Source organism: Marinobacterium zhoushanense (genome assembly GCF_014641945.1).
Classification (GTDB): Bacteria; Pseudomonadota; Gammaproteobacteria; order Pseudomonadales; family Balneatricaceae; genus Marinobacterium_D; species Marinobacterium_D zhoushanense.
Map to the genome: position 1 here is coordinate 1 of NZ_BMIJ01000007.1, position 23,993 is coordinate 23,993.

Consider the following 23,993-nt stretch of genomic DNA (forward strand, 5'->3'; position numbering starts at 1 on the left):
GCCGGAAGGTGTTGAGATGGTTATGCCGGGCGACAACATCCAGATGTCTGTCACCCTGATCAACCCGATCGCCATGGAAGAAGGTCTGCGCTTCGCGATTCGCGAAGGTGGCCGTACCGTTGGCGCCGGCGTTGTATCCAAGATCATCGCCTAATCGCTGATTAGTTGATCTGAAAAGACCCTCTTTTGAGGGTCTTTTTCGTTTCAACCCTCCTCGTTACACCCTCTGCACGCAACTGGTTAAAATTTGTACCTTTCCAGTTGACGCTCATACCCCTACTGAGTAAAATTTGCGTCCCCTTTACCCAAGGGGAGGTCGGCTATTGCCGTAACGAAACTTACAGGAAATGCGTGATCAGAATGCAGAACCAAAAAATCAGAATTCGTCTGAAGGCTTTTGATCATCGCCTGATCGACTCATCCGCTCAGGAGATCGTTGAGACTGCCAAGCGGACAGGTGCTCAGGTGTGTGGTCCGATCCCACTTCCTACCCGTAAAGAGCGTTACACCGTCCTGATCTCTCCGCACGTCAACAAAGACGCGCGTGATCAGTACGAAATTCGTACGCATAAGCGTGTTCTGGACATCGTTGAGCCGACTGAAAAGACAGTCGACGCACTGATGAAGCTGGATCTCGCTGCGGGTGTTGAAGTGCAGATCAGCCTCGGCTAATCAGCACCGCGCGAAATTATTCACTTAATGAAGCGCTATTTGTGGAATGCACCTGTAAAGGGCAGCCATAGTGGGTGACAGCCCCGTACACAACTGGCAAGAGGTAACAAAATGTCTGTAGGACTTATCGGACGTAAAGCGGGTATGACTCGCATCTTCACAGATGAGGGCGTGTCCGTGCCAGTCACCGTCATCGAGGTGGAACCGAACCGTGTAACCAGCGTTAAGACCGTTGAAACCGACGGCTACGCTGCTGTGCAGGTGACTACCGGTGGGAAAAAGGCTAACCGCCTGTCCAAGCCGGAAGCTGGTCACTTTGCCAAGGCTGGCGTCGAAGCCGGTCGCGGTTTGTGGGAGTTCCGCGTGAATGGTGATGAGGGAATCAACGTCGGCGATGCGCTGACTGTTGAGCGCTTCGAAGCAGGTCAGAAGGTTGACGTAACAGGTCAGTCTAAAGGTAAGGGCTTCCAGGGTGGCGTAAAGCGCTGGAATTTCCGTACCCAGGATATGACTCACGGTAACTCGCTTTCTCACCGTGCTCCGGGTTCCATTGGTCAGTGCCAAACCCCGGGTCGTGTCTTCAAAGGTAAAAAGATGGCCGGTCACATGGGTGCCGAGCGCTGCACAGTCCAGACTCTGGAAATCGTGCGCATCGATGCCGAGCGTAATCTGCTGATCGTCAAGGGTGCCGTTCCTGGCGCTATGGGCGGCGACGTCATCGTTAAACCTGCTGTTAAAGCACGCGCCTAAGGGAGGTTTCCATGAATCTGAATCTGACTGGAGCCAACGGTTCGGTTGAAGTATCCGAGCTGGCTTTTGGTAAAGAGTTCAATGAGGCGCTGGTACACCAGGTTGTAACTGCTTACATGGCAGCCGGCCGTCAGGGTACCAAAGCGCAGAAAAGCCGCTCCGACGTTTCCGGTGGCGGTGCTAAACCCTTCCGTCAGAAGGGTACCGGTCGTGCTCGTCAGGGTACTACCCGTTCGCCGATCTGGCGTACCGGTGGTGTGACCTTCGCAGCACAGCCCCGTGACTACGCTCAGAAAGTGAACAAGAAGATGTACCGCGCTGCAATGCGCTGCATCCTGTCTGAGCTGGTGCGTCAGGATCGTCTCGTTGTGGTTGAAGAGTTCGCCATTGAGACGCCCAAGACCAAGCAGTTTGTTGCCAAGCTCAAAGAGCTGAGCCTGGACAACGCGTTGCTGATTACTGAAGACGTTGAGCAGAACCTGTACCTGGCTGCACGCAACGTACCGCACATTGGTGTGCGTGACGCGGCAGGTATCGACCCGGTCTCCCTGATCGGCTACGAGAAGGTGCTGATTACCGTTCCTGCTCTGAAGAAGATCGAGGAGGTGTACGCATGAACCCGGAACGCATCTACAAAGTGCTGCTCGGGCCGCACATCTCCGAGAAGGCCACTATCGTAGCTGAAGGTACCCAGCAGGTAGTGTTCCGCGTAGCTTCAGACGCGACCAAGCCGGAAATCAAGCAGGCTGTCGAAGAGCTGTTCAACGTCAAAGTTGAAGGCGTCAACGTCCTGAACATCAAAGGCAAGACCAAGCGCACTGCACGTGGCCTGGGTAAGCGCAGCGATGTTCGCAAGGCGTATGTTCGACTGGCCGATGGTTCCGAGATCGATTTCCTGGCTGGCGAATAAGAGAGGTTTAAATAATGGCACTTGTTAAGACTAAGCCGACCTCTGCTGGGCGTCGTCACCTCGTCAAGGTAGTTAACGCTGACCTGCACAAGGGTAAGCCTTTCGCTGCGCTGGTCGAGAAAAAATCGAAGTCTGGTGGTCGCAACAACAACGGTCGTATTACGACTCGTCACATTGGTGGTGGTCACAAGCAGAATTACCGCGTAATCGATTTCCGTCGTAACAAAGACGGCATTCCCGCGGTTATTGAGCGCGTTGAATACGATCCTAACCGTTCAGCTCACATCGCACTGCTGAAGTACGCTGATGGCGAGCGTCGCTACATCATCGCTCCCAAGGGACTGCAGGCTGGTGCTTCTGTACAGTCTGGTGAAATCGTTGATATCAAGCCGGGCAATACTATGCCGCTGCGCAATGTGCCGCTGGGTAGCACTGTGCACTGCATCGAGCTGAAGCCGGGTAAAGGTGCGCAGCTGGCGCGTTCTGCCGGCGCTTCCGCTCAGCTGGTGGCGCGTGAAGGCGCATACGCTACTCTGCGTCTGCGTTCTGGCGAGATGCGTAAAGTTCTGATTGAGTGTCGCGCAACCCTGGGTGAAGTAAGTAACTCTGAGCACAGCCTGCGTCAGCTGGGTAAAGCTGGTGCCAAGCGCTGGCGTGGTGTTCGTCCGACCGTTCGCGGTGTGGTAATGAACCCGGTTGATCACCCGCATGGTGGTGGTGAGGGTCGTACTTCTGGTGGTCGTCACCCGGTTACGCCGTGGGGTATCCCGACCAAGGGTTACAAGACTCGCAAGAACAAGCGTACCGATAAACTGATCGTACGCCGTCGTCAGGCTAAATAAGAGGAATCAGCTGTGCCACGTTCACTGAAGAAAGGTCCATTTATCGACCTTCACCTGCTGAAAAAGGTAGAGGCTGCAATCGAGGCTAACGAACGTCGTCCGATCAAAACCTGGTCACGTCGTTCTACTGTTTTCCCGAACTTTGTCGGGTTAACGATTGCAGTACATAACGGCCGTCAGCATGTCCCGGTGTTCATCACCGAAGATATGGTCGGTCACAAACTGGGTGAGTTCGCTGCAACACGTACATTCCGCGGTCATGCAGCCGACAAGAAGGCCAAGAAGAAGTAAGGGGTAGATGATGGAAGTTATCGCCAAACATAAAGGCGCCCGCATCTCCGCTCAGAAGGCCCGTCTGGTCGCAGATCAGATCCGTGGTAAGTCTGTGGGCGAAGCTCTGAATATCCTGGCGTTCAGCAACAAGAAGGGTGCTGACCTGGTCAAGAAGGTGCTGGAGTCTGCTATTGCTAACGCAGAGCACAACGAAGGTGCTGACGTCGACGAGCTGCGTGTATCTGCAGTGTTCGTTGATGAGGGTATGACCATGAAGCGCATCATGCCACGTGCCAAAGGCCGTGCTGATCGCATCCTGAAGCGTACGTCACACATCACCGTCAAGGTGGCCGACTAAGGCTGAGTGCTAGGAGAGTTCATTATGGGTCAGAAAGTAAACCCGACCGGCATCCGGCTTGGTGTCATCAAGGATCACACCTCTGTGTGGTACGCGGACAAAGCCGACTATGCCAACAAGCTGCTGAACGACCTCAAGGTACGTAGCTACCTGGAAGATCAGCTGAAGAACGCGTCTGTTAGCCGTATCGAGATCGAGCGTCCGGCGCAGAATGCGAAGATCACTATCCATACCGCTCGCCCGGGTATCGTTATCGGTAAGAAGGGTGAGGATGTCGAGAAGCTGCGCTCTGCTGTTTCCGAGATGATGGGTGTGCCCGTGCACATCAACATCGAAGAAGTACGCAAGCCGGATCTGGATGCCAAACTGGTCGCCCAGGGCGTTGCCAGCCAGCTCGAGCGTCGTGTGATGTTCCGTCGTGCCATGAAGCGCGCGGTGCAGAACGCTATGCGTATCGGCGCCAAGGGTATCAAGATCCAGGTTAGTGGTCGTCTCGGTGGCGCTGAGATCGCGCGTACCGAATGGTACCGCGAAGGTCGTGTGCCGCTGCACACCCTGCGTGCCGATATCGACTACGCAACTTACGAAGCGCACACCACTTATGGTGTGATCGGCGTCAAAGTATGGATCTTCAAGGGCGAGATCCTCGGTGGCCTGGAACAGGTTCGCGCCGAGAAGAAAGCGCCCGCGAAGAAAGCTAAGTGAGGTAGACGTCAATGCTGCAACCGAAACGTCTCAAATTCCGCAAGGTCATGAAGGGTCGCAACCGCGGCCTGGCACAGCGCGGCAGCAAGGTTAGCTTCGGCGAATACGCACTGAAAGCAACCGAGCGTGGTCGTATCACTGCGCGTCAGATCGAAGCGGCCCGTCGTACCATGACTCGTCACGTTAAGCGTGGTGGTAAGATCTGGATCCGTGTTTTCCCGGACAAGCCGATCACCACCAAGCCGCTTGAAGTTCGTATGGGTAAGGGTAAGGGTAACGTCGAGTACTGGGTCGCTCAGATCCAGCCGGGCAAGGTGCTGTTCGAAATGAGCGGTGTGCCGGAAGAGCTCGCAGCTGAAGCCTTTGCGCTGGCAGCAGCCAAGCTGCCGGTTCCTACCACTATTGTTAAGCGGACGGTGATGTGATGAAAGCACAAGAACTGCGTGACAAGTCCGTAGAAGAGCTGCAGCAGTCGCTGCTGGGTCTTCTGAAGGATCAGTTCAACCTGCGTATGCAGAAGGCCACTGGCCAGCTGGCACAGACCCATCTGCTGGGTCAGGTTCGTCGCGACATCGCTCGCGTTAAGACAGTACTCAACGAAAAGCAGGTGACTAAATGAGCGCGGAAAAACGTACTCGTACTGTGACCGGCAAGGTCGTCAGTGACAAGATGGATAAAACCATCACAGTTCTGGTTGAGCGTAAAGAGAAGCACCCGATCTACGGTAAGTACATCAAGCGCTCTACCAAACTGCACGCTCACGATGAGAAGAATGAGTGTCAGTTGGGTGATCTGGTGACCATCGCCGAGTCTCGCCCGCTGTCCAAGACCAAAACTTGGTCTCTGGTTCGCATTGAAGAGCGCGCAGCTAAGGTGTAATATATTGCGCCTTTGCTGCTCCAATTGCCGGTTCGCCTGCTAGAGAGGCAGGCGACAGGTTTTACAGTTTTGGAGTAGACCATGATTCAGACTGAAACGATGCTTGATGTGGCTGATAACAGCGGCGCCAAGCGCGTGATGTGTATTAAGGTCCTGGGCGGTTCTCACCGCCGCTACGCTTCCGTCGGCGACATCATCAAGGTCACCGTCAAAGAAGCGATTCCGCGCGGCAAGGTGAAAAAAGGTCAGGTTCTTAAGGCTGTCGTAGTGCGTACCCGTAAAGGTGTTCGTCGTCCCGACGGTTCACTGATCCGCTTTGATACAAACTCTGCGGTTCTGCTGAACAACAACGACGCACCGATCGGTACTCGTATCTTCGGGCCAGTAACGCGTGAGCTTCGTAACGAGAAGTTCATGAAGATCATTTCCCTGGCGCCTGAAGTGCTCTAAGACCCCTGCTCTCATAGAGGGTTCTTGCTGAAAACGCCAATCCCGAAAGGGCTTGGCGTTTTTGAGCATGAGGAAGGTAGTAGGAAAGGATAAGGTAAATTAAATGCGTAAGATTCGTCGCGACGATGAAGTCATCGTGATCGCAGGTAAAGACAAGGGCAAGCGTGGCAAGGTTATGCGCGTGCTCGAAAACGATCGTCTGATCGTGTCTGGCATCAACATGATCAAGAAGCACCAGAAGCCGAACCCGATGCTGCAGCAGCAGGGTGGCATCGTTGAGAAGGAAGCGGCGATCGCGACCTCCAACGTGGCCATCTTCAACGCTCAGACCGGCAAGGGCGATCGTGTTGGCTTCAAGCTGCTTGAAGACGGCACCAAAGTACGTTTCTTCAAGTCCACCGGCGAGCTCATCGCCGGAGATAAGTAAGAGGGGTTGGTGCAATGTCCAGATTGAAAGCGCTTTACGAAAACGAAGTTAAGCAGCAGCTTAAAGAGGAGCTCCAGTCTCCTAACGTTATGGCGGTACCCCGCATCACCAAGATCACTCTGAACATGGGTGTGGGTGAAGCGCTGGGTGACAAGAAGCAGCTCGATAACGCCATGGCTGACATGGTTGCTATCGCAGGCCAGAAGCCGATCATTACCAAGGCTCGCAAGTCTATCGCGGGCTTCAAGGTACGTGAAGGCTGGCCGATCGGCTGCAAAGTAACGCTGCGCGGCGAGCGTATGTGGGAATTCCTCGATCGCCTGGTCGATATTTCCATTCCGCGTATCCGTGACTTCCGTGGTCTCAACGCCAAGTCTTTCGACGGCCGCGGTAACTACAGCATGGGTGTCAAAGAGCAGATCATCTTCCCAGAAATCGACTACGACAAGGTCGATAAGCTGCGTGGTCTCGATATCACCATCACCACTACGGCGAAGAACAACGACGAAGGTCGTGCTCTTCTGGCTGCGCTGCAGTTCCCGTTCAAGAAATAAGACAGGGATTGAACCATGGCTAAAGTTTCTATGATCAATCGTGAGCTCAAGCGCGAGAAGCTGGCTGATAAATATGCCGCTAAGCGTGCTGCGCTCAAAGCAATTGTTGCAAGCCCGAACAGCTCAGAAGATGAAGTTTGGGATGCACAGATCGCGCTGCAGAAATTGCCGCGCGACGCCAGCCCGGTGCGCAAGCAGCGTCGCTGTCAGGTTACCGGTCGTCCGCACGGTGTTTACCGTAAGTTCGGACTGTGCCGTAACAAACTGCGCGAAGCTGCCATGCGTGGCGATGTCCCGGGCCTGAAGAAGGCGAGCTGGTAACAGCACGCCAAACGGTAAGCACGGCGGTCAGGGCGAAGCCTGCGAAGGCTTCGCTACCGCGTCGCGCTGCACTAAGAGGATGTTAAAAGCATGAGTATGCAAGACACACTCGCGGATATGTTCACCCGTATCCGTAACGGACACATGGCTGAGAAGAAGGCTGTGTCCCTGCCGTCCTCCAAGCAGAAGCTGGCAGTCGCCAAGGTTCTGAAAGAGGAAGGTTACATCACCGACTACGTTGTTGAAGGTGATGTGAAGCCGGTACTGACCATCGAATTGAAATACTTCGAAGGCAAGCCGGTAATCGAAGAGATCAAGCGCGTTAGCCGTCCCAGTCTGCGTATCTACAAGAACGCATCCGACCTGCCGAAGGTCGCCGATGGTCTGGGCATCGCGATCATCTCTACCAGTAAAGGTGTTATGACTGACCGCGCCGCTCGCCAAGCGGGTGTCGGTGGTGAAGTAGTCTGCACGGTATTCTAAGAGGATTTCTCATGTCACGAGTTGCGAAGAAACCCGTAGTACTACCGTCAGGTGTTGAGATCAAGCTCGACGGCCAGGGCCTTGCTGTGAAAGGCAAGAACGGTCAGCTGAGCTTGGATGTTCACCCGTCTGTTGCTGTTGAGCAGGCCGACGGTCAGTTGAAATTTGCGCCGCGCGACGGCTCCAAGCAGGCAAATGCCCTGGCTGGTACCACCCGCGCGCTGGTCAATAACATGGTGATCGGTGTAAGCGAAGGCTTTAACAAGACCCTGGCTCTCCAGGGTGTTGGTTACCGCGCTGCCGCCAAGGGTAAGGTGCTGAACCTGACGCTGGGCTTCTCTCACCCGATCGATTACGAACTGCCTGAAGGTGTTTCTGCGGAAACTCCGAACCCGACCACTATCGTGCTCAGCGGTGCTGACAAGCAGGTAGTAGGTCAGGCTGCTGCAGAAGTTCGCGCATTCCGTCCGCCTGAGCCTTACAAAGGTAAGGGTGTTCGTTATGTCGACGAATATGTACGCCGCAAAGAGGCTAAGAAGAAGTAAGGCAGGGTCATGAACGTTAAGAAAGAAGCTCGTATCCGTCGTGCGCGCCGTTCCCGCGCAAAAATGCGCGAACTGGGTAGCGTACGTCTCTGCGTTAACCGCACCCCGCGCCACATCTACGCACAGATCATCTCTGCCGACGGCAGCACTGTACTGGCTAGCGCCTCTACCGTGGAAAAGGATCTGCGCGAAGGCGCAACCGGTAACATCGAAGCGGCTAAAAAGGTCGGTTCTCTGATCGCAGCGCGTGCAAAAGATGCAGGCGTTACTGAAGTCGCATTTGACCGTTCCGGTTTCAAATACCACGGTCGCGTAGCGGCTCTCGCTGATGCTGCTCGCGAAGGCGGCCTGGAATTCTAAAGGTTTCGAATATGGCAAATCACGAACAGAAAGACGGTGAACTGCAGGAGAAGCTGGTTCAGGTAAACCGCGTCGCCAAAGTGGTTAAGGGCGGTCGAATTTTCGGTTTCACAGCGCTGACTGTAGTCGGTGATGGCAATGGTCGTGTCGGTTTCGGTCGTGGCAAGGCGCGTGAAGTGCCGGTCGCTATCCAGAAAGCGATGGAGCAGGCCCGCCGCAATATGGTCAACGTGCACCTGAACGGTCACACCCTGCAGTATCCGGTCAAGGCAAACCACGGCTCCGCCAAGGTTTACATGCAGCCGGCTTCCGAAGGTACTGGTGTCATCGCCGGTGGTGCAATGCGTGCAGTTCTCGAACTGGCAGGCGTGCACAACGTACTGGCCAAGTGCTATGGCTCAACCAACCCGGTCAACGTCGTCCGTGCGACTGTTAAGGGTCTGGCCTCCATGCACGCACCTGAAGACATTGCTGCCAAGCGTGGCAAGTCTGTTGACGAGATCCTGGGGAGCTAACAATGGCTGACAAGATCAAGGTAACTCTGGTTCGCAGCCCGATCGGCAAACTGCCGAAGCACAAAGAGTGCGTCAAAGGTCTGGGTCTGCGCCGCATCGGTCACGTCGTCGAAGTGGAAGACACTCCGTCGGTACGTGGCATGATCAACAAGGTCTACTACATGGTTAAGGTAGTAGGCGAGTAAGAGGAGTGACCCAATGCGTTTGAATTCTCTGCGCCCGGGCGCCGGCTCTAAACAGGCACCGAAGCGTGTCGGTCGTGGCATCGGCTCCGGTCTGGGTAAAACTTGTGGCCGTGGTCACAAGGGTTTGAAATCCCGCTCAGGCGGTAGTGTAAATCCGGGTTTTGAAGGTGGTCAGATGCCGATTCAGCGTCGTCTGCCGAAGTTTGGCTTCAACTCCCGTCAGGCGCGTTACGTCGCTGAGATCCGTCTGAACGAGCTGGTAGCAGCTGGTGTTGACGTGGTTGATCTGGACGCGCTGAAACAGGCTGACATCATTCGCGAAGAGATCAAGTCTGCGCGCGTGATCCTGTCTGGAGAGATCAACAAGGCAGTCACCGTTAAAGGTCTTAAAGTGACCAAGGGTGCTCAGGCTGCGATCGAAGCTGCTGGCGGTAAAGTCGAGGCGTAAATGGCTAAGAAAGGACAAATACCAGCGGGGATGCAGAGCGGTTTGGGCGAGCTTTGGGCTCGTCTGCGCTTCGTGCTGATAGCGGTTATCGTGTACCGGATCGGGGCGCATATCCCGGTTCCGGGCATTAACCCGGATCGTCTCGCTGCGCTGTTTGATCAGAATCAGGGCACCATCCTGAGCCTGTTCAACATGTTCTCGGGTGGTGCTTTGGAGCGTATGTCGATCCTGGCACTGGGTATCATGCCGTACATCTCTGCATCGATCATCATGCAGCTGATGACCATAGTGAGCCCGACCCTTGAACAGTTGAAGAAGGAAGGTGAAGCTGGGCGTCGCAAGATCAACCAATACACCCGCTACGGCACTGTGGTTCTGGCCACTGTGCAGTCGCTGGGTATGGCGGTAGGTCTGGCTAATCAGGGCGTGGCCTTCGTGGCCGATATCAGCTTCTACTTCGTGGCAGTGGTAACGCTCGTCTCAGGCGCTGTCTTCCTGATGTGGTTGGGTGAGCAGGTGACCGAAAAGGGTATCGGTAACGGTATCTCGATTCTGATCTTCGCAGGTATTGTGGCCGGTCTGCCCAGTGCAATCGGCCAGTCCTTTGAAGCGGCGCGTCAGGGTGATCTGAATATCCTCGCGCTGCTGGCTATCGCCGTGATGGCGGTTGCTACTGTGGGCTTTGTCGTATTTATGGAGCGCGGCCAGCGCCGCATCACCATCAACTACGCCAAACGTCAGCAGGGCCGCCGTGTTTACGCCGCTCAGTCCAGCCACCTGCCGCTGAAGGTGAATATGGCCGGGGTTATCCCGCCAATCTTCGCCTCCAGTATCCTGCTGTTTCCGGCGTCCGTCGGGCAGTGGTTCGGCCAGGGTGAAGGCATGGGCTGGCTGCAGGATGTGGCTCTGGCTCTTGGGCCGGGACAGCCGCTGTACATCCTGCTGTTTGCTATTGCGATCGTGTTCTTCTGCTACTTCTACACCGCGATTGTCTTCAATCCGCGAGATGTCGCAGACAACCTGAAAAAATCGGGTGCCTTTATCCCGGGGATCCGTCCTGGTGAGCAGTCCGCACGCTACATCGATACGGTACTGAGCCGCCTGACCCTGTTCGGCGCGCTGTACATCACTGCCGTATCGCTGATGCCCCAGTTCCTCGTCGTGGCCTGGAACGTACCTTTCTACTTTGGAGGTACCTCCCTGCTGATCGTCGTGGTAGTGGTTATGGACTTCATGGCTCAGGTGCAGTCGCATCTGATGTCACATCAGTACGAATCGCTGATGAAGAAATCGAATCTTAAAGGCGGCGCGGGTCTCCTGCGCTAAGCCTAATGAGGTGGATCATGAAAGTACGCGCATCTGTTAAAAAGATTTGCCGCAACTGCAAGATCGTACGTCGCAACGGTTCCGTGCGCGTGATCTGCAAAGTGGAACCCCGACACAAGCAGCGTCAGGGTTAATCCACACAAGGCTGGTCGTAGGAAGGTTGTCGCTGCTGCCTTGATTTAAAAATGATCAAGGTGTAGTATTGCGCGCCTTCCACGAACTAATTGATTACAACGGTTCCCGTATCAGTCAATCGGGAACAGAAATATGGAGTACATTGAATGGCCCGTATAGCTGGCGTCAATATTCCTGACAATAAGCATGCGGTAATTTCTCTGACTTACATTTACGGTATTGGCCGCACGACTGCTCAGCAGATCTGCGCAGCCACCGGCATCGAGCCGAGCACCAAGGTTGGTGATCTGTCTGAAGAGCAGCTCGATAATGTTCGTGGTGAAATTGCCAAGTTGACTGTTGAAGGCGACCTGCGTCGTGAAGTCAACATGAACATTAAGCGTCTTATGGACCTGGGTTGTTTCCGTGGCCTGCGTCATCGTCGCAACCTGCCGGTTCGCGGTCAGCGCAGCAAGACCAATGCTCGCACCCGCAAGGGCCCGCGCAAGCCGATCCGTAAGTAAGCGATAGGAATTTCCGAATATGGCAAAGCCAGGTAATCGCACACGTAAAAAGGTTAAAAAGCAGGTAGCGGATGGCCTCGCGCACATCCATGCCTCTTTTAACAACACCATCATCACCATCACCGATCGCCAGGGTAACGCACTGTCCTGGGCTACATCCGGTGGTTCAGGTTTTCGTGGTTCCCGTAAAAGCACTCCGTTCGCTGCGCAGGTTGCTGCTGAGCGTGCCGGTAATGCTGCACTGGAATACGGTTTGAAGAACCTGGACGTGTTTGTGAAGGGCCCGGGACCGGGTCGTGAATCTGCAGTCCGCGCGCTGAACGCCTGCGGCTACAAGATCACAAACATCACGGACGTAACCCCGATTCCGCACAACGGCTGTCGTCCGCCGAAAAAGCGTCGCGTTTAATCTGGAGACGGTAATATGGCTCGTTATCTTGGACCTAAGTGCAAGCTGTCCCGTCGCGAAGGCACCGACCTCTTCCTGAAGAGCGGTGTGCGCGCACTCGACAGCAAGTGCAAAGCTGAAACAGTACCGGGTGTACACGGCGCTCGTCGTGGACGTCTGTCCGACTACGGTCTTCAGCTGCGTGAAAAACAGAAAGTACGTCGTACCTACGGCATCCTGGAACGCCAGTTCCGTAGCTACTACAAAGAAGCGGCACGTCAGAAAGGTGCAACAGGCGAAGTCCTGCTGCAGCTGCTCGAAAGCCGTCTGGACAACGTCGTCTACCGCATGGGTTACGGTTCAACCCGCGCGGAAGCTCGTCAGATCGTCTCTCACCGTCAGATCACCGTTAACGGTCAGTCTGTGAACGTGCCCTCTTACCAGGTGCAGGAAGGTGATGTGGTCGCTGTACGTGAAAAAGCCAAAAACCAGCTGCGTATCAAGCACGCACTGGAACTGGCCGCACAGCGTGCACCGGTCGAGTGGATCGAGGTAGATGCTGCGAAGATGGAAGGTGTCTTCAAGACCCGTCCGGAGCGTAGTGACCTGTCTGCCGATATCAACGAGCACCTGATCGTTGAGCTCTACTCGAAGTAATTCTTGAACTCTTGACTGGTGGAACTATGCAGCGTTCAGTAAACGAGTTTCTTAGCCCACGTCACATTGACGTACAGGAGATCAGCAAGACACGCGCCAAGGTCACTCTTGAGCCTCTGGAGCGTGGATTCGGTCATACCCTGGGCAATGCGCTGCGCCGTATTCTGCTCTCTTCCATGCCTGGCTGTGCCATCACGGAAGTAGAGATTGATGGAGTGCTGCACGAATACAGCAGCATCGAAGGGGTACAGGAGGATGTCATCGAGATCCTGCTGAACCTCAAGGGTGTTGCTATCGCGCTGCACAATTCTGATGAAGCGGTGCTGACGCTTAGCAAGTCTGAGCCCGGTCCTGTGACAGCTGGTGACATCCAGCTGAATCAGGATGTTGAGATCGCCAATCCGGATCACGTGATTGCGCACCTCAATAGTGGCGCAAACCTGAATATGCACCTGACGGTTACGCGTGGTCGCGGCTATGTGCCTGCCGATTCCCGTATCAGCGAGGATGACGAAACTCGTGCTATTGGCCGTCTGCAGCTGGATGCCAGCTACAGCCCGGTTCTGCGTGTCTCCTACGCTGTAGAGAGCGCACGTGTCGAGCAGCGTACCGACCTGGATAAACTCGTAATCGATATCGAGTCCAACGGTACCATCGACCCGGAAGAGTGCATCCGTCGCGCGGCAACTATCCTGCAGCAACAGCTCGCAGTATTCGTTGACCTCGAAGACGCCAGTGAACAGACACGGTCCGAGCCGGCCGAGCCGGAGATCGATCCGGTTCTGCTGCGTCCGGTCGATGATCTGGAGCTGACTGTACGTTCCGCTAACTGTCTGAAAGCAGAGCAGATCTATTATATCGGCGATCTGATCCAGCGCACCGAAGTAGAGCTGCTGAAGACTCCTAACCTGGGTAAGAAGTCGCTGACTGAGATCAAGGACGTGCTGGCGTCCAAAGGTCTGTCGCTCGGTATGCGTCTTGAGAACTGGCCGCCGGCCAGCCTCAAGGGCGACGACAAGGCCGCTTCCTGAAGTCTGGCTTCTAACCCTGAGTTGTGAAGGATTTAGAAAATGCGTCATCGTAAATCTGGTCGTCACTTTAATCGTACAAGTGCGCACCGCAAAGCGATGTTCAAAAACATGGCAGTGTCTCTGTTCGAACATGAACTGATCAAGACGACTCTGCCTAAAGCTAAAGAACTGCGCCGCTTTGCTGAGCCGCTGATTACTCTGGCCAAAACCGACTCGGTTGCTAACCGTCGTCTGGCATTCTCACGTACCCGCAGTAATGAAGCTGTAGGTAAACTGTTCAACGAACTGGGCCCGCGTTACGCGAACCGCCCGGGTGGTTATGTCCGCATTCTCAAGTGCGGTTACCGCGCCGGCGACAACGCGCCGATGGCTTATGTTGAACTGGTTGATCGTGCCGCTGGCCAGGCTGTTGTGGTTGAAGAGTCTGCTGAAGACTAAGCAATCGCCATAAGCCGTTAAAAAAACCCGATCCTCGCGGATCGGGTTTTTTTTTAGCTGATTTTTCATAAGCGTTTAAAAGAACGCGTCCAGCTCGATAGAGTGGACGCGGTTCTGCTTACAGCATCGGTTTGAGGAATCGACCGGTATGGGATGCAGGGTTGCGTGCCACCTCTTCCGGTGTGCCGGTGGCGATGATCTCGCCGCCGCCGCTGCCGCCTTCGGGGCCGAGATCGATGATCCAGTCCGCGGTTTTGATCACATCGAGATTGTGCTCGATCACCACGATGGTGTTGCCGTGATCGCGCAGGCGATCGAGCACGCTCAGCAGTTGCTGGATATCGTAGAAGTGCAGGCCGGTGGTAGGTTCATCTAGGATGTAGAGCGTCTTGCCGGTATCGCGCTTGGATAGTTCGCGTGCAAGCTTCACGCGCTGTGCTTCGCCACCGGACAGGGTCGTCGCCGCCTGGCCCAAACGGATATAGCTCAGCCCCACATCGATCAGCGTCTGCAGACGTCGGGCGAGTGCGGGTATGGCATCGAAAAACTCGCGGGCATCCTCAACGGTCAGATCGAGCACCTCGTGGATGCTCTTGCCTTTGTACTTGACCTCAAGGGTTTCCCGGTTGTAGCGCTTACCCTTACAAACGTCGCAGGGCACGTAGATATCGGGCAGGAAGTGCATCTCCACCTTGATCACGCCATCACCCTGACAGGCTTCGCAGCGGCCGCCCTTGACGTTGAAACTGAAACGTCCCGGTTTATAGCCCCGGGAGCGGGCTTCCTGGGTCCCGGAGAACAGCTCGCGAATCTGGGTGAAGATACCGGTGTAGGTGGCCGGGTTGGAGCGGGGAGTGCGGCCGATCGGACTCTGATCGATATCGATCACCTTGTCGAAATGATCCAGCCCTTCGATCTTGGAGTAGGGGGCGGCTTCCAGTGTAGTGGCATGATTTAATTCTGTTGCGGCCACCGGGAACAGGGTGTTGTTGATCAGCGTCGACTTGCCCGATCCCGACACCCCGGTAACGCAGGTCAGCAGTCCCACCGGTATCTCCAGACGGACGTTTCTGAGGTTGTTGCCGCTGGCTCCATAGAGCTTCAACATCCGGTTGGGGTCACAGGCGTGACGCTGCTTGGGGACCTCGATCTTGCGGCTGCCGCTGAGGTACTGTCCGGTCATCGATTCGGTGCAGGCCATCACCTCCTCGGGGCGGCCATCGGCGATCACCCGGCCGCCATGAACGCCGGCACCTGGGCCGATATCGATGACCCAGTCTGCCAGCCGTATCGCATCCTCGTCATGCTCGACGACAATCACCGTATTGCCAAGGTCGCGCAGATGCTCGAGGGTTTTGAGCAGTCGCTCATTGTCCCGTTGGTGAAGGCCGATGGAGGGTTCGTCGAGGATGTACATGACGCCGACCAGTCCGGCGCCGATCTGGCTGGCCAGGCGGATACGCTGGGCCTCGCCGCCGGAGAGAGTCTCCGCGCTGCGCTCCAGGGACAGATAATCAAGACCGACGTTGACCAGGAACGAGAGCCGGTCGCGGATCTCCTTGAGGATCTTTTCGGCGATCTCGCCCTGTTTGCCGCTCAGTTTGAGTCCGGTGAAGTAGTCCCGGGCGGAACCTATGGGCAGACGTACCAGTTCAGGCAGCGTACGTTGATCGATATAGACGTGGCGTGCGTCGCGACGCAGGCGGGTGCCCTGGCAGCTCGGGCAGGGCTGCATGTTCAGGTACTTGGCCAGATCCTCTCGCACCATCTCGGACTCGGTCTCGCGGTAGCGGCGCTCCAGGTTGTTCAGTACGCCCTCGAATGGATGGGATTTGGTGACGACGGTGCCGCGGTCGTTGACGTACTGAAAGGGTACCTCTACCTTGCCGCTACCGCTGAGGATCACCTTCTGGTGCTGCGCATCCAGATCGCGGAACGGGGTGTCCATGTTGAAACCGAAGTGCTCGGCAACTGACTTAAGCTGCTGGTAGTAATAGAGCGTACGCCGGTCCCAGCCCCGAATGGCGCCCTCGGACAGGGTCAGGCTCGAATCGTGTACCACCTTGATCGGATCGAAGTACTGGCGTACACCCAGGCCGTCACAGCTGGGGCAGGCGCCGTGCGGATTGTTGAACGAGAACAGCCGGGGTTCCAGTTCCTGGATGCTATGTCCACAGGTGGGGCAGGCGAAGCGGGAGGAGAACACCAGCTCTTCGCGCACCTCGTCCATCCATGCCACACGGGCGACGCCGTCGGTTAGCCCGAGTGCGGTCTCGAACGACTCGGCCAGCCGGGTCTGCAGGTCATCCCTTACCTTGAAACGGTCGACCACGACCTCGATGTTGTGTTTGCGGTTCTTATCCAGCGCCGGTGCTTCGTCCAGGTCGACCACGATGCCATCGATACGTGCACGGACGAAGCCCTGGGCGCGCAGGTCGGCAAGGGTGTGCAGATGTTCACCCTTACGATCCTGAACGACTGGGGCCAGCAGCATCAGTTTACTGCCCTCGGGTAGGGCCAGCACCTGATCGACCATCTGGCTGATGGTTTGCGCTGCCAGCGGCAGGTCGTGATCCGGACAGCGCGGCTCGCCGGCACGGGCGAACAGCAGTCTCAGGTAGTCGTAGATCTCGGTGATGGTGCCGACGGTGGAGCGCGGGTTGTGCGAGGTGGATTTCTGCTCGATGGAGATCGCCGGTGACAGTCCCTCAATGTGGTCCACATCGGGCTTCTCCATCATCGACAGGAACTGGCGGGCATAGGTCGACAGGGACTCCACGTAGCGGCGCTGACCCTCGGCGTACAGAGTGTCGAACGCCAGAGAGGATTTGCCCGAACCGGACAGTCCGGTGATCACGATCAGCTTGTCGCGGGGTATATCCAGGTCGATATTCTTCAGGTTGTGGGTACGAGCGCCACGTACCAGAATCTTGTCCATGAACTCTCCGGCAGAAAGGGGGCGTGCGAATATACCTATGGTCAAGCACCATGGGCTTGCTGGCAATTTCCCCGGGCAAAAGCGCTATTATAGGCGTACAGCGGGGGCGCCTAAAACCGCCTTGCTGTGTTATTCTCGCAGTAGATCAAAGTGCCGGGCACAGGAGGTGGCCGGACGCGTAACTTGCAAGTACAACCAACTGGAGAGAAAGATGGCGCGCGGCATCAATAAAGTGATTCTGATCGGCAACCTCGGGGGCGACCCGGAAGTGCGTTACATGCCTTCGGGCAACGCGGTTACCAACGTGACCCTGGCGACCAGCGAATCCTGGAAAGACAAACAGTCCGGTCAGCAGCAAGAGCGTACCGAATGGCATCGCGTCGTATTTTTCAATCGCCTGGCTGAGATCGCCGGTGAGTATCTGCGCAAGGGCTCCAAGGTCTACGTCGAGGGCTCTCTGCGCACGCGCAAGTGGCAGGGACAGGATGGCCAGGATCGGTATACCACCGAGATCGTGGCCAGCGAACTGCAGATGCTCGATGGCCGTGGCGGTGAAAGCGGCGGTTATGCTCAGTCCGAGCCAATGGGGTATGGCCAGCCCCAGTCCCAGCCTCAGGGTCAGCCGCGTCAGCAGCAGCGTCCGGCGTCGCAACCCCAGCAGGCACCGGCGGCCCCGGCACCGGATATGGATCCCTTTGACGACGATATCCCCTTCTGATCGATGAGTGCGACACCCTTCGCAGAGCCCAGCCGTATTCTGATAACCGGTGCTCGTGGCCAGATCGGCCGGGCACTGGTGAGGCTGCTTGAGCGCGATCCGGACTTTAATGTCGTGTCTTGCTCAAGACGCCAGCTCGATATCACCAATCGAAAGCAGATTGCTGACAAGTTGGCCGAGGTGCTGCCGGATTACGTGGTCAACTGCGCTGGGTTCAACCGTGTGGACCCCGCAGAAAACGATCCGCAGCAGGCCTATGCGCTAAACGCCCAAGGTGTAGCAGAGCTGGCGGCGCTGTGTGGAGAGTTGTCCATTCCGCTGCTGCATCTATCCTCCGACTACGTGTTCGATGGCCACTACGCCAGTGGCTACAACGAGTCAGACGATGCGGCACCGCTCGGCATCTACGGTGACAGCAAGTGGCAGGGCGAAGAGCATATTCGACGCCTGCTGCCACGTCATATCATCCTGCGGGTCAGCTGGATCTTCAGTGAGAGCGGTAACAATTTCCTGCTGCGCACGCTGGAGCAGGCGCGTCATGAGCGCAGTATCCAGGCGGTAGATGATCGCCGCGGTTGCCCCACCTCGGCTGACGATGTGGCGCGGGTACTGCAGGCGATCCTGAAACAGCTGGCCAATGGCGCGGAGGCCTGGGGTACTTACCATTACTGCGGCGCCGAAGTGACCACTCGCTACGGGTTCAGCGAGGCGATTCTGGCGGCGGCCAGGCAATATGAAGAGCTCGCCGTCACCGAGCTGGTGCCGGTATCATCGCGTGATATGCCAGAGGCCGCGGAACGTCCCGCGTCTTCGGTACTCAAATGCAGTAAGTTGCTTAATACTTTCGGTATACGCCAACGCCCCTGGCGCTCGGAACTGCAGCGCCTGGTGCGTGAACTTTACGCCGTACAGCTGCTAGAAGAGGCCCAGAGTCGGCGAGTGGGTGCGGGCGACGCCGATCAGGTAGCCAAGGCTCAGTAGCGCCATAAACAGCGCCTGAATGCGTACGGTTTTGCTGCGTCCGCGTTTGAGTGCGACGGTGCCGAACAGGATGTACATCACTACCCCGAGGACCTTGGCCGTGAGCCAGTGATTGACCAATGGGTACTGGTGGATCACCAGCATCAGGCCGATGGCGCTGGCAAGCAAGACGCTATCGACGATGTGGGGCAATATGCGCAGCCAGCGCCAGTTCAACGCCTGCGGGCGCCAGAGCATCAGGGCTGCGCGAAACAGAAACAGTGTGATCGTCAATGCAACGGTCGTTAAATGTATATGCTTAAGCGTGATGTACAGCATTTTCGCGCCTCGTTCGACGGGTTTGGTCGGTGTGGCTGCAGACAATGCGTGATCGTACCGGCCGAGTCAATTTTCACAGGCATTACGCTCCCGGCATTGGAGACAACAGTATGAGCACATCAACCCCCCCGCAACTGATCGACCGTTTCGGCCGGCGTGTTGATTATGTGCGCCTGTCGGTAACCGATCGTTGTGATTTTCGCTGCGTCTATTGCATGTCGGAGAAGATGGAGTTTCTGCCCCGTGCCGACGTACTGTCCCTGGAAGAGTTATACGATGTGGCCGCCGCTTTCGTCGGTCTGGGGGTGCGCAAGATCCGACTGACCGGCGGGGAGCCGCTAGTTAGGCGCGGCATACTCAGCCTGATTGAGCGTCTGGGCCGGTTACCCATTGAGTTGGTATTGACCACCAATGGTTCCCAGTTACCGCATATGGCCGAGGATCTGGTGCGTGCCGGCGTGCAGCGTCTCAATATCAGCCTCGATTCCCTGCAGCCGGAGCGTTTTCGGGAGCTGACCCGTACCGGGCGGCTGGAGCAGGTGCTGTCCGGTATCGAGGCCGCGCGTAGCGCCGGGTTCAAGCGGATCAAGCTTAATGCCGTGGTCCTCAAGGGGCGCAACGATGACGAGGTGCTGGACCTGGTCGAGTTCGCGCGCGACTCGGGTCTGGATATCAGCTTTATCGAGGAGATGCCGCTGGGCCAGATCACCGAGCATGGCCGTGCCGAAGCCTACTGCTCCAGCGATGAAATACGCGAGCTGATCGACGCTCGCTACCCCCTGCAGGCCAGCGCGGACAGCACCGGCGGCCCCTCGCGCTATTTCAGCATGAGCGATTCCGCATCAAGAATCGGCTTCATCTCCCCGCACAGTCATAATTTCTGCAGCGAGTGCAACCGGGTTCGGGTCACCGTCGAAGGCCGGCTGCTGCTCTGTCTCGGCAATGAGCACTCGGTGGATCTCAGAGAGGTGATGCGCCAATCTCCCGGCGATCTGGAACGGCTGCAGCAGACGCTGATCGAGGCGATGGATATCAAGCCTGAGAAGCATGAGTTCCGTCTCGACGAAGAACCGCAGATTCTGCGTTTCATGAATATGACCGGTGGCTAGTAGAGCTGGCAGGTTCGTCGTAAACCCCTGTACTCTGTAGCGCCCTGACCCCCCGTTCTTTGTAGGAGCCTGTATGGCACACCAAGCCGAAAAAGCGTTTATCCCCCTCGATATCGCGGTACTCACCGTTTCCGATACCCGGACCAGCGAAACCGATACCTCCGGCGATCTGTTGGCGGCGCGTGTGCAGGAAAGCGGTCATCGCCTCGCCGATCGTGCACTGGTAGCCGATGATGTCTATCGTCTGCGCGCTCAGGTATCCCAGTGGATCGCCGATCCCGAGGTGCAGGTGATAGTGCTGACCGGGGGGACCGGCTTCTCTCATCGCGACTCCACCCCTGAAGCGATCGCGCCGTTGCTGGACAAGCAGGTAGAGGGCTTTGGCGAACTGTTTCGGCAGATCTCCTGGCAGGAGATCGGCAGCTCCACTATTCAGTCACGGGCGCTGGCCGGTCTGGCCAACGGCACACTGATCTTCTGCCTGCCGGGCTCCACCGGCGCCTGCCGTACCGGCTGGGACAAGGTGATCGCCGAGCAGCTTGATAGCCGGCATCGCCCCTGTAACTTTGTCGATACGCTGATCCGCGCCCGCGATCAGCGCCGGGCATTGCCATGAGCGGATGCGATCAGCCGGGCTGCGGCCAGCCCGGGTTGATGCCCCTGGCGCAGGCGCGGGAACAGCTGCTGGCACGGGCTGAGTGCCGCGCGCAACGGGAGCGCTGTCCGTTGACAGCGGCGGCCGGTCGTATCCTGGCCAGCGATATCTATGCCGAGGTGGATGTGCCGCCGGCCGACAACAGTGCGATGGATGGTTATGCGGTACGCCTGTCTGACCTCGATCCGAACGACGAGACGTGGCTGCGGATAAGTCAGCGCATTCCCGCCGGGAGCGCTCCTGCAGCACTCACTGCGGCGAGCGCGGCACGGATCTTTACCGGCGCGGAGATACCCGCTGGTGCCGATGCGGTGGTGATGCAGGAGCAGGTGCGGGTCGAAGGGGATCGGGTGGTGGTGCCGGCTGGTGTCCGCGCGCAGCAGAATATCCGTCCGCGCGGGCAGGACCTGGCCGCTGGAACTCTGGTGCTGGGGGCGGGAGCGCGCCTCACGCCAGTGGCGTTGGGGGTGTTGGCCTCGATCGGTGTTGCCGAGGTGGATGTGTATAAGCCGCTACGGGTGGCGATACTCTCCACCGGCGATGAGTTGGTGGAGCCGGGTTTACCGCTCGCCGCGGGTCAGATCTATAACTCCAACGCTTACCTGATCCGCGGCCTGCTGCAGACCCTGGGGATGCAGGTGGTGGAGCTGGGCGCGGTTGCCGATACGCCGGAGGCGACAGAGGTCGCGCTGCGGCAAGCCGCGGAAGTGGCCGATCTGATCCTGACCACAGGCGGCGTCTCGGTGGGGGAGGAGGATCACGTCAAGGCCGCGATCGAAAAGCTCGGCCGGATCGATCTGTGGAAGGTCAACATCAAGCCGGGTAAGCCCTTTGCGGCCGGATGGGTGGCAGACGTGCCGCTCTACGCCTTGCCGGGGAATCCTGGCTCTGCACTGATCACCTTTGCCTTGTTGGCACAACCCTGTCTGCTGAAGGCGCAGGGAGTGACCACAACCGAGCCGTTTTCGCTGCCGGTCAGGGCGGGGTTCAGCCGCATGCGGGCGCAGAGTCGGGATGAATATCTGCGCGTCAACTGCACCAGTGATGGCGTCGCCACGCCCTGGAGCAACCAGAGTTCCGGCATGCTGAGCTCGTTGCTGAATACCAACGGTCTGCTGCGGGTACCGGCCGGTACGTTGGTTGAACAGGGGCAGATGCTCGAGTTCTTCCCGTTGGCGATGTTGCTGCGCCCGTGAAAAATGAAAATTTTCCAATGTTTCGCTAAAATATGCGCCTTTTTGACGCGATGCTCGAGGGTGCTTGCTGCGCATGAGTGAACAAGATCTGCTTAACGATCCGTATCGGGCGATTCGGCCCTACCGGGATGACGAGGTCGCCGACGTCCTCCACGGTTTGATTCACAACGATGAGTTTATTCGCGCGATCACTCATTATCAGTTCCCAAGGCTCTCCGAGTGGGCTGGCTGGATATTTCGGCCGATCGTGCGGATCCTGCTTGCGGCGCGTATCGGCGACGTCGAGGATGTGAAAGGCTTCCAGACAATGGTGGCGGATTACATGGCCAAGATGATTGCACGCACCACCACGCGCATGACCTGCTCGGGTCTGGAGCGGCTGGATGAGGATGAAGCCTATCTGTTTGTATCCAACCACCGCGATATCGCGATGGATCCGGCCTTCGTCAATTGGGTCAGGTACCAGTACGGCATGAGCACGGTGCGTATCGCCATCGGCGACAACCTGCTACGCAAGCCCTATATCTCCGATCTGATGCGCCTGAACAAGAGCTTCATCGTCAATCGCTCGGCACGCGGACGGGAGATGATGACGGCACTGAATCAGCTCTCCGGCTATATCGATCACAGTATCCAGAGCGGCCACTCGATCTGGATTGCGCAGCGGGAGGGGCGTGCGAAGGATGGCAACGACCGCACCGACCCGGCACTGTTGAAGATGTTCTACATGTCGCAGCGCAAGGAGCGCAGTTTCAGCGAGGCAGTGGAACGGCTCAATATCGTGCCGGTGTCGATCTCCTACGAGTATGATCCCTGCGACGCCAGCAAGGCCAACGAGCTGGCGACCAAGGCCAGTGCCGGCGTCTACCAGAAGGGCGAGTTCGAGGATATCGACAGTATCGTCAAGGGCATAACCGGCAACAAGGGGCATGTGCACGTCGGCTTCGGCGAGCCGATTCGCGGCAGTTTCGAAACGCCGGAGCAGCTGGCACAGGAGATCGATCGCCAGATCTACCTGAACTATTTCCTGCACCCGTCGAACCTGGCCGCCGCAGGCGAGCAGGTGGATGCGGAAGCGCAGAGTCAGTTCGATGCCCATCTGGCCCAGGTCGAGGGCCCGGCGCGTGAGATCATGAAACAGATGTACGCCAATCCGGTGTTCAACCACAAGCGTGCGGAGGCAGGAGTATGAGTCGTTTGACCCACCTGGACGAGCAGGGACGTGCAACGATGGTCGATGTGTCCGACAAGGCGGTCACCACGCGCGAGGCGGTGGCAGCAGGGCGGGTGCGGATGCTGCCGCAAACCCTTAAGCTGATCCTCGAAGGCGGCCATAAAAAGGGTGATGTGCTTGCGGTTGCGCGGATCGCGGGCATCCAGGCGGCCAAGCGCACGCATGAACTGATTCCGCTCTGCCATCCGTTGATGCTGACCGGGGTCCGGGTGGAGTTAACCCCGAACGAGGCTGATAGCTGCGTCGATATCGAGGCCAGCTGCAAGGTCAGCGGCCAGACCGGTGTCGAGATGGAGGCGCTCACAGCCGCTTCGGTGGCGGCGCTGACGCTGTATGACATGTGCAAGGCGGTGGATCGCGGTATGGTGATCGAGGCTGTCCAGCTCGTGGAGAAGCAGGGCGGCAAGAGCGGGCACTGGCGACGTGAGGATGAGCAATGAAACTGGTTTATTTCGCCAGCGTACGGGAACAGCTGGGCATCGATAGCGAAACCCTGGCGCTGCCGTCAGGGGTCGATACAGTCGAGCAGCTGATCGCCTGGTTGGCTCAGGAGCGGGGCGAGCCCTGGGCGGCTACGCTGCGCGACCAGCGTCTGCTCTGCGCCGTCAATCAGGAGATGTGCACATTGCAAACTCAGTTGACCGACAGCGACGAGGTCGCTTTCTTTCCACCGGTAACAGGAGGCTGAG

At 57.4% G+C, this 23,993-nt stretch carries 39 protein-coding genes; 37 read left to right on the top strand and 2 right to left on the bottom strand.

Annotation, left to right across the window (positions count from 1 at the left end):
• The 29 genes from IEX40_RS16100 to rplQ all read left to right on the top strand — a co-directional run.
• A partial coding sequence (locus tag IEX40_RS16100) for an EF-Tu C-terminal domain-related protein (protein ID WP_505712066.1) occupies window positions 1-154 on the top strand: 154 nt, incomplete at its 5' end.
• A gap of 206 nt (window positions 155-360) precedes the next feature.
• A complete protein-coding gene (gene rpsJ, locus IEX40_RS16105) occupies window positions 361-672 on the top strand; it encodes a 30S ribosomal protein S10 (RefSeq protein WP_036184292.1) in 312 nt (103 codons plus the stop codon).
• 111 nt (window positions 673-783) lie between these two features.
• The gene (gene rplC, locus IEX40_RS16110) at window positions 784-1,422 is read left to right on the top strand and encodes a 50S ribosomal protein L3 (protein WP_036184294.1); all 639 of its coding nucleotides are present in this window, start codon (window positions 784-786) and stop codon (window positions 1,420-1,422) included.
• Between the two features lie 11 nt (window positions 1,423-1,433).
• On the top strand, window positions 1,434-2,039 hold the full coding sequence (rplD, locus tag IEX40_RS16115; RefSeq protein ID WP_188750149.1) for a 50S ribosomal protein L4: 606 nt from the start codon (window positions 1,434-1,436) through the stop codon (window positions 2,037-2,039).
• Window positions 2,036-2,332 (top strand): 50S ribosomal protein L23, encoded by a 297-nt coding sequence (rplW, locus tag IEX40_RS16120; protein WP_188750151.1) that lies wholly within the window; start codon window positions 2,036-2,038, stop codon window positions 2,330-2,332. The genes rplD and rplW overlap by 4 nt, the downstream gene beginning before the upstream one ends.
• 14 nt (window positions 2,333-2,346) lie before the next feature.
• Window positions 2,347-3,174 carry a 50S ribosomal protein L2 gene (rplB, locus tag IEX40_RS16125; protein ID WP_188750153.1) on the top strand — a complete coding sequence of 276 codons (828 nt, stop codon included), beginning with the start codon at window positions 2,347-2,349 and terminating at the stop codon, window positions 3,172-3,174.
• A gap of 12 nt (window positions 3,175-3,186) precedes the next feature.
• The gene (gene rpsS / locus IEX40_RS16130; RefSeq protein ID WP_036184305.1) at window positions 3,187-3,465 is read left to right on the top strand and encodes a 30S ribosomal protein S19; all 279 of its coding nucleotides are present in this window, start codon (window positions 3,187-3,189) and stop codon (window positions 3,463-3,465) included.
• Window positions 3,466-3,472: 7 nt separating this feature from the next.
• Complete coding sequence (gene rplV / locus IEX40_RS16135) at window positions 3,473-3,805, top strand: 50S ribosomal protein L22 (RefSeq protein WP_425515648.1); 333 nt, start codon at window positions 3,473-3,475, stop codon at window positions 3,803-3,805.
• A 24-nt stretch (window positions 3,806-3,829) separates the two neighbouring features.
• A complete protein-coding gene (gene rpsC, locus IEX40_RS16140; protein ID WP_188750155.1) occupies window positions 3,830-4,510 on the top strand; it encodes a 30S ribosomal protein S3 in 681 nt (226 codons plus the stop codon).
• 11 nt (window positions 4,511-4,521) lie between these two features.
• Complete coding sequence (rplP, locus tag IEX40_RS16145) at window positions 4,522-4,935, top strand: 50S ribosomal protein L16 (RefSeq protein ID WP_188750157.1); 414 nt, start codon at window positions 4,522-4,524, stop codon at window positions 4,933-4,935.
• Window positions 4,935-5,129 carry a 50S ribosomal protein L29 gene (rpmC, locus tag IEX40_RS16150; protein ID WP_027853968.1) on the top strand — a complete coding sequence of 65 codons (195 nt, stop codon included), beginning with the start codon at window positions 4,935-4,937 and terminating at the stop codon, window positions 5,127-5,129. Before rplP ends, rpmC begins: the two co-directional genes overlap by 1 nt.
• On the top strand, window positions 5,126-5,389 hold the full coding sequence (gene rpsQ, locus IEX40_RS16155; protein WP_188750159.1) for a 30S ribosomal protein S17: 264 nt from the start codon (window positions 5,126-5,128) through the stop codon (window positions 5,387-5,389). Before rpmC ends, rpsQ begins: the two co-directional genes overlap by 4 nt.
• Window positions 5,390-5,470: 81 nt before the next feature.
• Window positions 5,471-5,839 carry a 50S ribosomal protein L14 gene (rplN, locus tag IEX40_RS16160; RefSeq protein ID WP_188750161.1) on the top strand — a complete coding sequence of 123 codons (369 nt, stop codon included), beginning with the start codon at window positions 5,471-5,473 and terminating at the stop codon, window positions 5,837-5,839.
• Between the two features lie 103 nt (window positions 5,840-5,942).
• Window positions 5,943-6,266: a 50S ribosomal protein L24 gene (rplX, locus tag IEX40_RS16165; protein ID WP_036184345.1), complete on the top strand. Its 324-nt coding sequence runs from the start codon at window positions 5,943-5,945 to the stop codon at window positions 6,264-6,266.
• A 14-nt stretch (window positions 6,267-6,280) separates the two neighbouring features.
• Window positions 6,281-6,820 carry a 50S ribosomal protein L5 gene (gene rplE / locus IEX40_RS16170; RefSeq protein ID WP_188750163.1) on the top strand — a complete coding sequence of 180 codons (540 nt, stop codon included), beginning with the start codon at window positions 6,281-6,283 and terminating at the stop codon, window positions 6,818-6,820.
• 15 nt (window positions 6,821-6,835) lie between these two features.
• The gene (gene rpsN, locus IEX40_RS16175; protein WP_188750165.1) at window positions 6,836-7,141 is read left to right on the top strand and encodes a 30S ribosomal protein S14; all 306 of its coding nucleotides are present in this window, start codon (window positions 6,836-6,838) and stop codon (window positions 7,139-7,141) included.
• Window positions 7,142-7,231: 90 nt separating this feature from the next.
• On the top strand, window positions 7,232-7,624 hold the full coding sequence (gene rpsH, locus IEX40_RS16180; protein WP_188750167.1) for a 30S ribosomal protein S8: 393 nt from the start codon (window positions 7,232-7,234) through the stop codon (window positions 7,622-7,624).
• A gap of 11 nt (window positions 7,625-7,635) precedes the next feature.
• Entirely contained in the window at window positions 7,636-8,169 is a 534-nt protein-coding gene (rplF, locus tag IEX40_RS16185; protein WP_188750169.1) for a 50S ribosomal protein L6, read from the top strand.
• Between the two features lie 9 nt (window positions 8,170-8,178).
• Entirely contained in the window at window positions 8,179-8,529 is a 351-nt protein-coding gene (gene rplR / locus IEX40_RS16190; RefSeq protein ID WP_188750171.1) for a 50S ribosomal protein L18, read from the top strand.
• Between the two features lie 11 nt (window positions 8,530-8,540).
• Window positions 8,541-9,044: a 30S ribosomal protein S5 gene (gene rpsE / locus IEX40_RS16195; RefSeq protein WP_036184357.1), complete on the top strand. Its 504-nt coding sequence runs from the start codon at window positions 8,541-8,543 to the stop codon at window positions 9,042-9,044.
• A gap of 2 nt (window positions 9,045-9,046) precedes the next feature.
• Window positions 9,047-9,229: a 50S ribosomal protein L30 gene (gene rpmD / locus IEX40_RS16200; RefSeq protein WP_188750173.1), complete on the top strand. Its 183-nt coding sequence runs from the start codon at window positions 9,047-9,049 to the stop codon at window positions 9,227-9,229.
• A 13-nt stretch (window positions 9,230-9,242) separates the two neighbouring features.
• Window positions 9,243-9,677 (top strand): 50S ribosomal protein L15, encoded by a 435-nt coding sequence (gene rplO, locus IEX40_RS16205; RefSeq protein WP_188750175.1) that lies wholly within the window; start codon window positions 9,243-9,245, stop codon window positions 9,675-9,677.
• A complete protein-coding gene (gene secY / locus IEX40_RS16210) occupies window positions 9,678-11,003 on the top strand; it encodes a preprotein translocase subunit SecY (protein ID WP_188750177.1) in 1,326 nt (441 codons plus the stop codon).
• A 17-nt stretch (window positions 11,004-11,020) separates the two neighbouring features.
• Complete coding sequence (rpmJ, locus tag IEX40_RS16215; RefSeq protein ID WP_007021200.1) at window positions 11,021-11,137, top strand: 50S ribosomal protein L36; 117 nt, start codon at window positions 11,021-11,023, stop codon at window positions 11,135-11,137.
• 147 nt (window positions 11,138-11,284) lie between these two features.
• Window positions 11,285-11,641, top strand: a complete 357-nt coding sequence (gene rpsM, locus IEX40_RS16220) for a 30S ribosomal protein S13 (RefSeq protein WP_036184374.1) — start codon at window positions 11,285-11,287, stop codon at window positions 11,639-11,641.
• Between the two features lie 19 nt (window positions 11,642-11,660).
• Window positions 11,661-12,050, top strand: coding sequence for a 30S ribosomal protein S11 (gene rpsK, locus IEX40_RS16225; protein WP_036184377.1), 390 nt, complete (start codon window positions 11,661-11,663; stop codon window positions 12,048-12,050).
• Window positions 12,051-12,065: 15 nt separating this feature from the next.
• Complete coding sequence (gene rpsD / locus IEX40_RS16230; protein WP_188750179.1) at window positions 12,066-12,686, top strand: 30S ribosomal protein S4; 621 nt, start codon at window positions 12,066-12,068, stop codon at window positions 12,684-12,686.
• 26 nt (window positions 12,687-12,712) lie between these two features.
• Entirely contained in the window at window positions 12,713-13,717 is a 1,005-nt protein-coding gene (locus tag IEX40_RS16235) for a DNA-directed RNA polymerase subunit alpha (RefSeq protein WP_188750182.1), read from the top strand.
• A 39-nt stretch (window positions 13,718-13,756) separates the two neighbouring features.
• Window positions 13,757-14,155, top strand: a complete 399-nt coding sequence (rplQ, locus tag IEX40_RS16240; RefSeq protein WP_188750183.1) for a 50S ribosomal protein L17 — start codon at window positions 13,757-13,759, stop codon at window positions 14,153-14,155.
• Between the two features lie 118 nt (window positions 14,156-14,273).
• Here the strand turns inward: rplQ and uvrA are convergent, their stop codons facing one another.
• Entirely contained in the window at window positions 14,274-17,093 is a 2,820-nt protein-coding gene (gene uvrA / locus IEX40_RS16245) for an excinuclease ABC subunit UvrA (protein ID WP_188750185.1), read from the bottom strand.
• Window positions 17,094-17,304: 211 nt separating this feature from the next.
• Between uvrA and ssb the strand changes: the two genes are divergently transcribed.
• Entirely contained in the window at window positions 17,305-17,811 is a 507-nt protein-coding gene (gene ssb / locus IEX40_RS16250) for a single-stranded DNA-binding protein (RefSeq protein ID WP_188750187.1), read from the top strand.
• Window positions 17,812-17,814: 3 nt separating this feature from the next.
• Window positions 17,815-18,792 carry a dTDP-4-dehydrorhamnose reductase gene (rfbD, locus tag IEX40_RS16255; RefSeq protein ID WP_188750189.1) on the top strand — a complete coding sequence of 326 codons (978 nt, stop codon included), beginning with the start codon at window positions 17,815-17,817 and terminating at the stop codon, window positions 18,790-18,792.
• Here the strand turns inward: rfbD and IEX40_RS16260 are convergent.
• The gene (locus tag IEX40_RS16260) at window positions 18,727-19,110 is read right to left on the bottom strand and encodes a SirB2 family protein (protein WP_188750191.1); all 384 of its coding nucleotides are present in this window, start codon (window positions 19,108-19,110) and stop codon (window positions 18,727-18,729) included. The genes rfbD and IEX40_RS16260 overlap by 66 nt on opposite strands.
• Window positions 19,111-19,220: 110 nt before the next feature.
• On the opposite strand from IEX40_RS16260, the gene moaA reads away from it, so the two are divergent.
• From moaA to moaD, 6 genes are all read left to right on the top strand, one after another.
• Window positions 19,221-20,219 (top strand): GTP 3',8-cyclase MoaA, encoded by a 999-nt coding sequence (gene moaA, locus IEX40_RS16265; protein ID WP_188750193.1) that lies wholly within the window; start codon window positions 19,221-19,223, stop codon window positions 20,217-20,219.
• Window positions 20,220-20,292: 73 nt separating this feature from the next.
• On the top strand, window positions 20,293-20,835 hold the full coding sequence (moaB, locus tag IEX40_RS16270; RefSeq protein ID WP_188750195.1) for a molybdenum cofactor biosynthesis protein B: 543 nt from the start codon (window positions 20,293-20,295) through the stop codon (window positions 20,833-20,835).
• The gene (locus IEX40_RS16275; protein ID WP_188750197.1) at window positions 20,832-22,070 is read left to right on the top strand and encodes a molybdopterin molybdotransferase MoeA; all 1,239 of its coding nucleotides are present in this window, start codon (window positions 20,832-20,834) and stop codon (window positions 22,068-22,070) included. The genes moaB and IEX40_RS16275 overlap by 4 nt, the downstream gene beginning before the upstream one ends.
• A 73-nt stretch (window positions 22,071-22,143) precedes the next feature.
• A complete protein-coding gene (locus IEX40_RS16280; protein ID WP_188750199.1) occupies window positions 22,144-23,262 on the top strand; it encodes a 1-acyl-sn-glycerol-3-phosphate acyltransferase in 1,119 nt (372 codons plus the stop codon).
• Window positions 23,259-23,744 carry a cyclic pyranopterin monophosphate synthase MoaC gene (gene moaC, locus IEX40_RS16285; protein WP_188750201.1) on the top strand — a complete coding sequence of 162 codons (486 nt, stop codon included), beginning with the start codon at window positions 23,259-23,261 and terminating at the stop codon, window positions 23,742-23,744. Before IEX40_RS16280 ends, moaC begins: the two co-directional genes overlap by 4 nt.
• Window positions 23,741-23,992: a molybdopterin converting factor subunit 1 gene (gene moaD, locus IEX40_RS16290; protein ID WP_188750203.1), complete on the top strand. Its 252-nt coding sequence runs from the start codon at window positions 23,741-23,743 to the stop codon at window positions 23,990-23,992. Before moaC ends, moaD begins: the two co-directional genes overlap by 4 nt.
• Window position 23,993: the final 1 nt, after the last annotated feature.

Bases quoted from the DNA above. Each gene is read 5' to 3' on its own strand.
- rplN (WP_188750161.1), top strand. From the start codon at position 5,471: ATGATTCAGACTGAAACGATGCTTGATGTGGCTGATAACAGCGGCGCC.
- rpsK (WP_036184377.1), top strand. From the start codon at position 11,661: ATGGCAAAGCCAGGTAATCGCACACGTAAAAAGGTTAAAAAGCAGGTA.
- rpmD (WP_188750173.1), top strand. From the start codon at position 9,047: ATGGCTGACAAGATCAAGGTAACTCTGGTTCGCAGCCCGATCGGCAAA.
- rpsC (WP_188750155.1), top strand. From the start codon at position 3,830: ATGGGTCAGAAAGTAAACCCGACCGGCATCCGGCTTGGTGTCATCAAG.
- moaB (WP_188750195.1), top strand. From the start codon at position 20,293: ATGGCACACCAAGCCGAAAAAGCGTTTATCCCCCTCGATATCGCGGTA.
- rplX (WP_036184345.1), top strand. From the start codon at position 5,943: ATGCGTAAGATTCGTCGCGACGATGAAGTCATCGTGATCGCAGGTAAA.
- rpmC (WP_027853968.1), top strand. From the start codon at position 4,935: ATGAAAGCACAAGAACTGCGTGACAAGTCCGTAGAAGAGCTGCAGCAG.
- rpmJ (WP_007021200.1), top strand. From the start codon at position 11,021: ATGAAAGTACGCGCATCTGTTAAAAAGATTTGCCGCAACTGCAAGATC.
- moaA (WP_188750193.1), top strand. From the start codon at position 19,221: ATGAGCACATCAACCCCCCCGCAACTGATCGACCGTTTCGGCCGGCGT.
- rpsH (WP_188750167.1), top strand. From the start codon at position 7,232: ATGAGTATGCAAGACACACTCGCGGATATGTTCACCCGTATCCGTAAC.
- rplW (WP_188750151.1), top strand. From the start codon at position 2,036: ATGAACCCGGAACGCATCTACAAAGTGCTGCTCGGGCCGCACATCTCC.
- uvrA (WP_188750185.1), bottom strand. From the start codon at position 17,093: ATGGACAAGATTCTGGTACGTGGCGCTCGTACCCACAACCTGAAGAAT.
- rplV (WP_425515648.1), top strand. From the start codon at position 3,473: ATGATGGAAGTTATCGCCAAACATAAAGGCGCCCGCATCTCCGCTCAG.
- rpsQ (WP_188750159.1), top strand. From the start codon at position 5,126: ATGAGCGCGGAAAAACGTACTCGTACTGTGACCGGCAAGGTCGTCAGT.
- rpsN (WP_188750165.1), top strand. From the start codon at position 6,836: ATGGCTAAAGTTTCTATGATCAATCGTGAGCTCAAGCGCGAGAAGCTG.
- rplD (WP_188750149.1), top strand. From the start codon at position 1,434: ATGAATCTGAATCTGACTGGAGCCAACGGTTCGGTTGAAGTATCCGAG.
- rplC (WP_036184294.1), top strand. From the start codon at position 784: ATGTCTGTAGGACTTATCGGACGTAAAGCGGGTATGACTCGCATCTTC.
- rpsJ (WP_036184292.1), top strand. From the start codon at position 361: ATGCAGAACCAAAAAATCAGAATTCGTCTGAAGGCTTTTGATCATCGC.
- rpsE (WP_036184357.1), top strand. From the start codon at position 8,541: ATGGCAAATCACGAACAGAAAGACGGTGAACTGCAGGAGAAGCTGGTT.
- moaD (WP_188750203.1), top strand. From the start codon at position 23,741: ATGAAACTGGTTTATTTCGCCAGCGTACGGGAACAGCTGGGCATCGAT.
- IEX40_RS16280 (WP_188750199.1), top strand. From the start codon at position 22,144: ATGAGTGAACAAGATCTGCTTAACGATCCGTATCGGGCGATTCGGCCC.
- rplQ (WP_188750183.1), top strand. From the start codon at position 13,757: ATGCGTCATCGTAAATCTGGTCGTCACTTTAATCGTACAAGTGCGCAC.
- rplO (WP_188750175.1), top strand. From the start codon at position 9,243: ATGCGTTTGAATTCTCTGCGCCCGGGCGCCGGCTCTAAACAGGCACCG.
- IEX40_RS16275 (WP_188750197.1), top strand. From the start codon at position 20,832: ATGAGCGGATGCGATCAGCCGGGCTGCGGCCAGCCCGGGTTGATGCCC.
- rplE (WP_188750163.1), top strand. From the start codon at position 6,281: ATGTCCAGATTGAAAGCGCTTTACGAAAACGAAGTTAAGCAGCAGCTT.
- rplP (WP_188750157.1), top strand. From the start codon at position 4,522: ATGCTGCAACCGAAACGTCTCAAATTCCGCAAGGTCATGAAGGGTCGC.
- secY (WP_188750177.1), top strand. From the start codon at position 9,678: ATGGCTAAGAAAGGACAAATACCAGCGGGGATGCAGAGCGGTTTGGGC.
- moaC (WP_188750201.1), top strand. From the start codon at position 23,259: ATGAGTCGTTTGACCCACCTGGACGAGCAGGGACGTGCAACGATGGTC.
- rplB (WP_188750153.1), top strand. From the start codon at position 2,347: ATGGCACTTGTTAAGACTAAGCCGACCTCTGCTGGGCGTCGTCACCTC.
- ssb (WP_188750187.1), top strand. From the start codon at position 17,305: ATGGCGCGCGGCATCAATAAAGTGATTCTGATCGGCAACCTCGGGGGC.
- rplR (WP_188750171.1), top strand. From the start codon at position 8,179: ATGAACGTTAAGAAAGAAGCTCGTATCCGTCGTGCGCGCCGTTCCCGC.
- rpsD (WP_188750179.1), top strand. From the start codon at position 12,066: ATGGCTCGTTATCTTGGACCTAAGTGCAAGCTGTCCCGTCGCGAAGGC.
- IEX40_RS16235 (WP_188750182.1), top strand. From the start codon at position 12,713: ATGCAGCGTTCAGTAAACGAGTTTCTTAGCCCACGTCACATTGACGTA.
- rplF (WP_188750169.1), top strand. From the start codon at position 7,636: ATGTCACGAGTTGCGAAGAAACCCGTAGTACTACCGTCAGGTGTTGAG.
- IEX40_RS16260 (WP_188750191.1), bottom strand. From the start codon at position 19,110: ATGCTGTACATCACGCTTAAGCATATACATTTAACGACCGTTGCATTG.
- rfbD (WP_188750189.1), top strand. From the start codon at position 17,815: ATGAGTGCGACACCCTTCGCAGAGCCCAGCCGTATTCTGATAACCGGT.
- rpsM (WP_036184374.1), top strand. From the start codon at position 11,285: ATGGCCCGTATAGCTGGCGTCAATATTCCTGACAATAAGCATGCGGTA.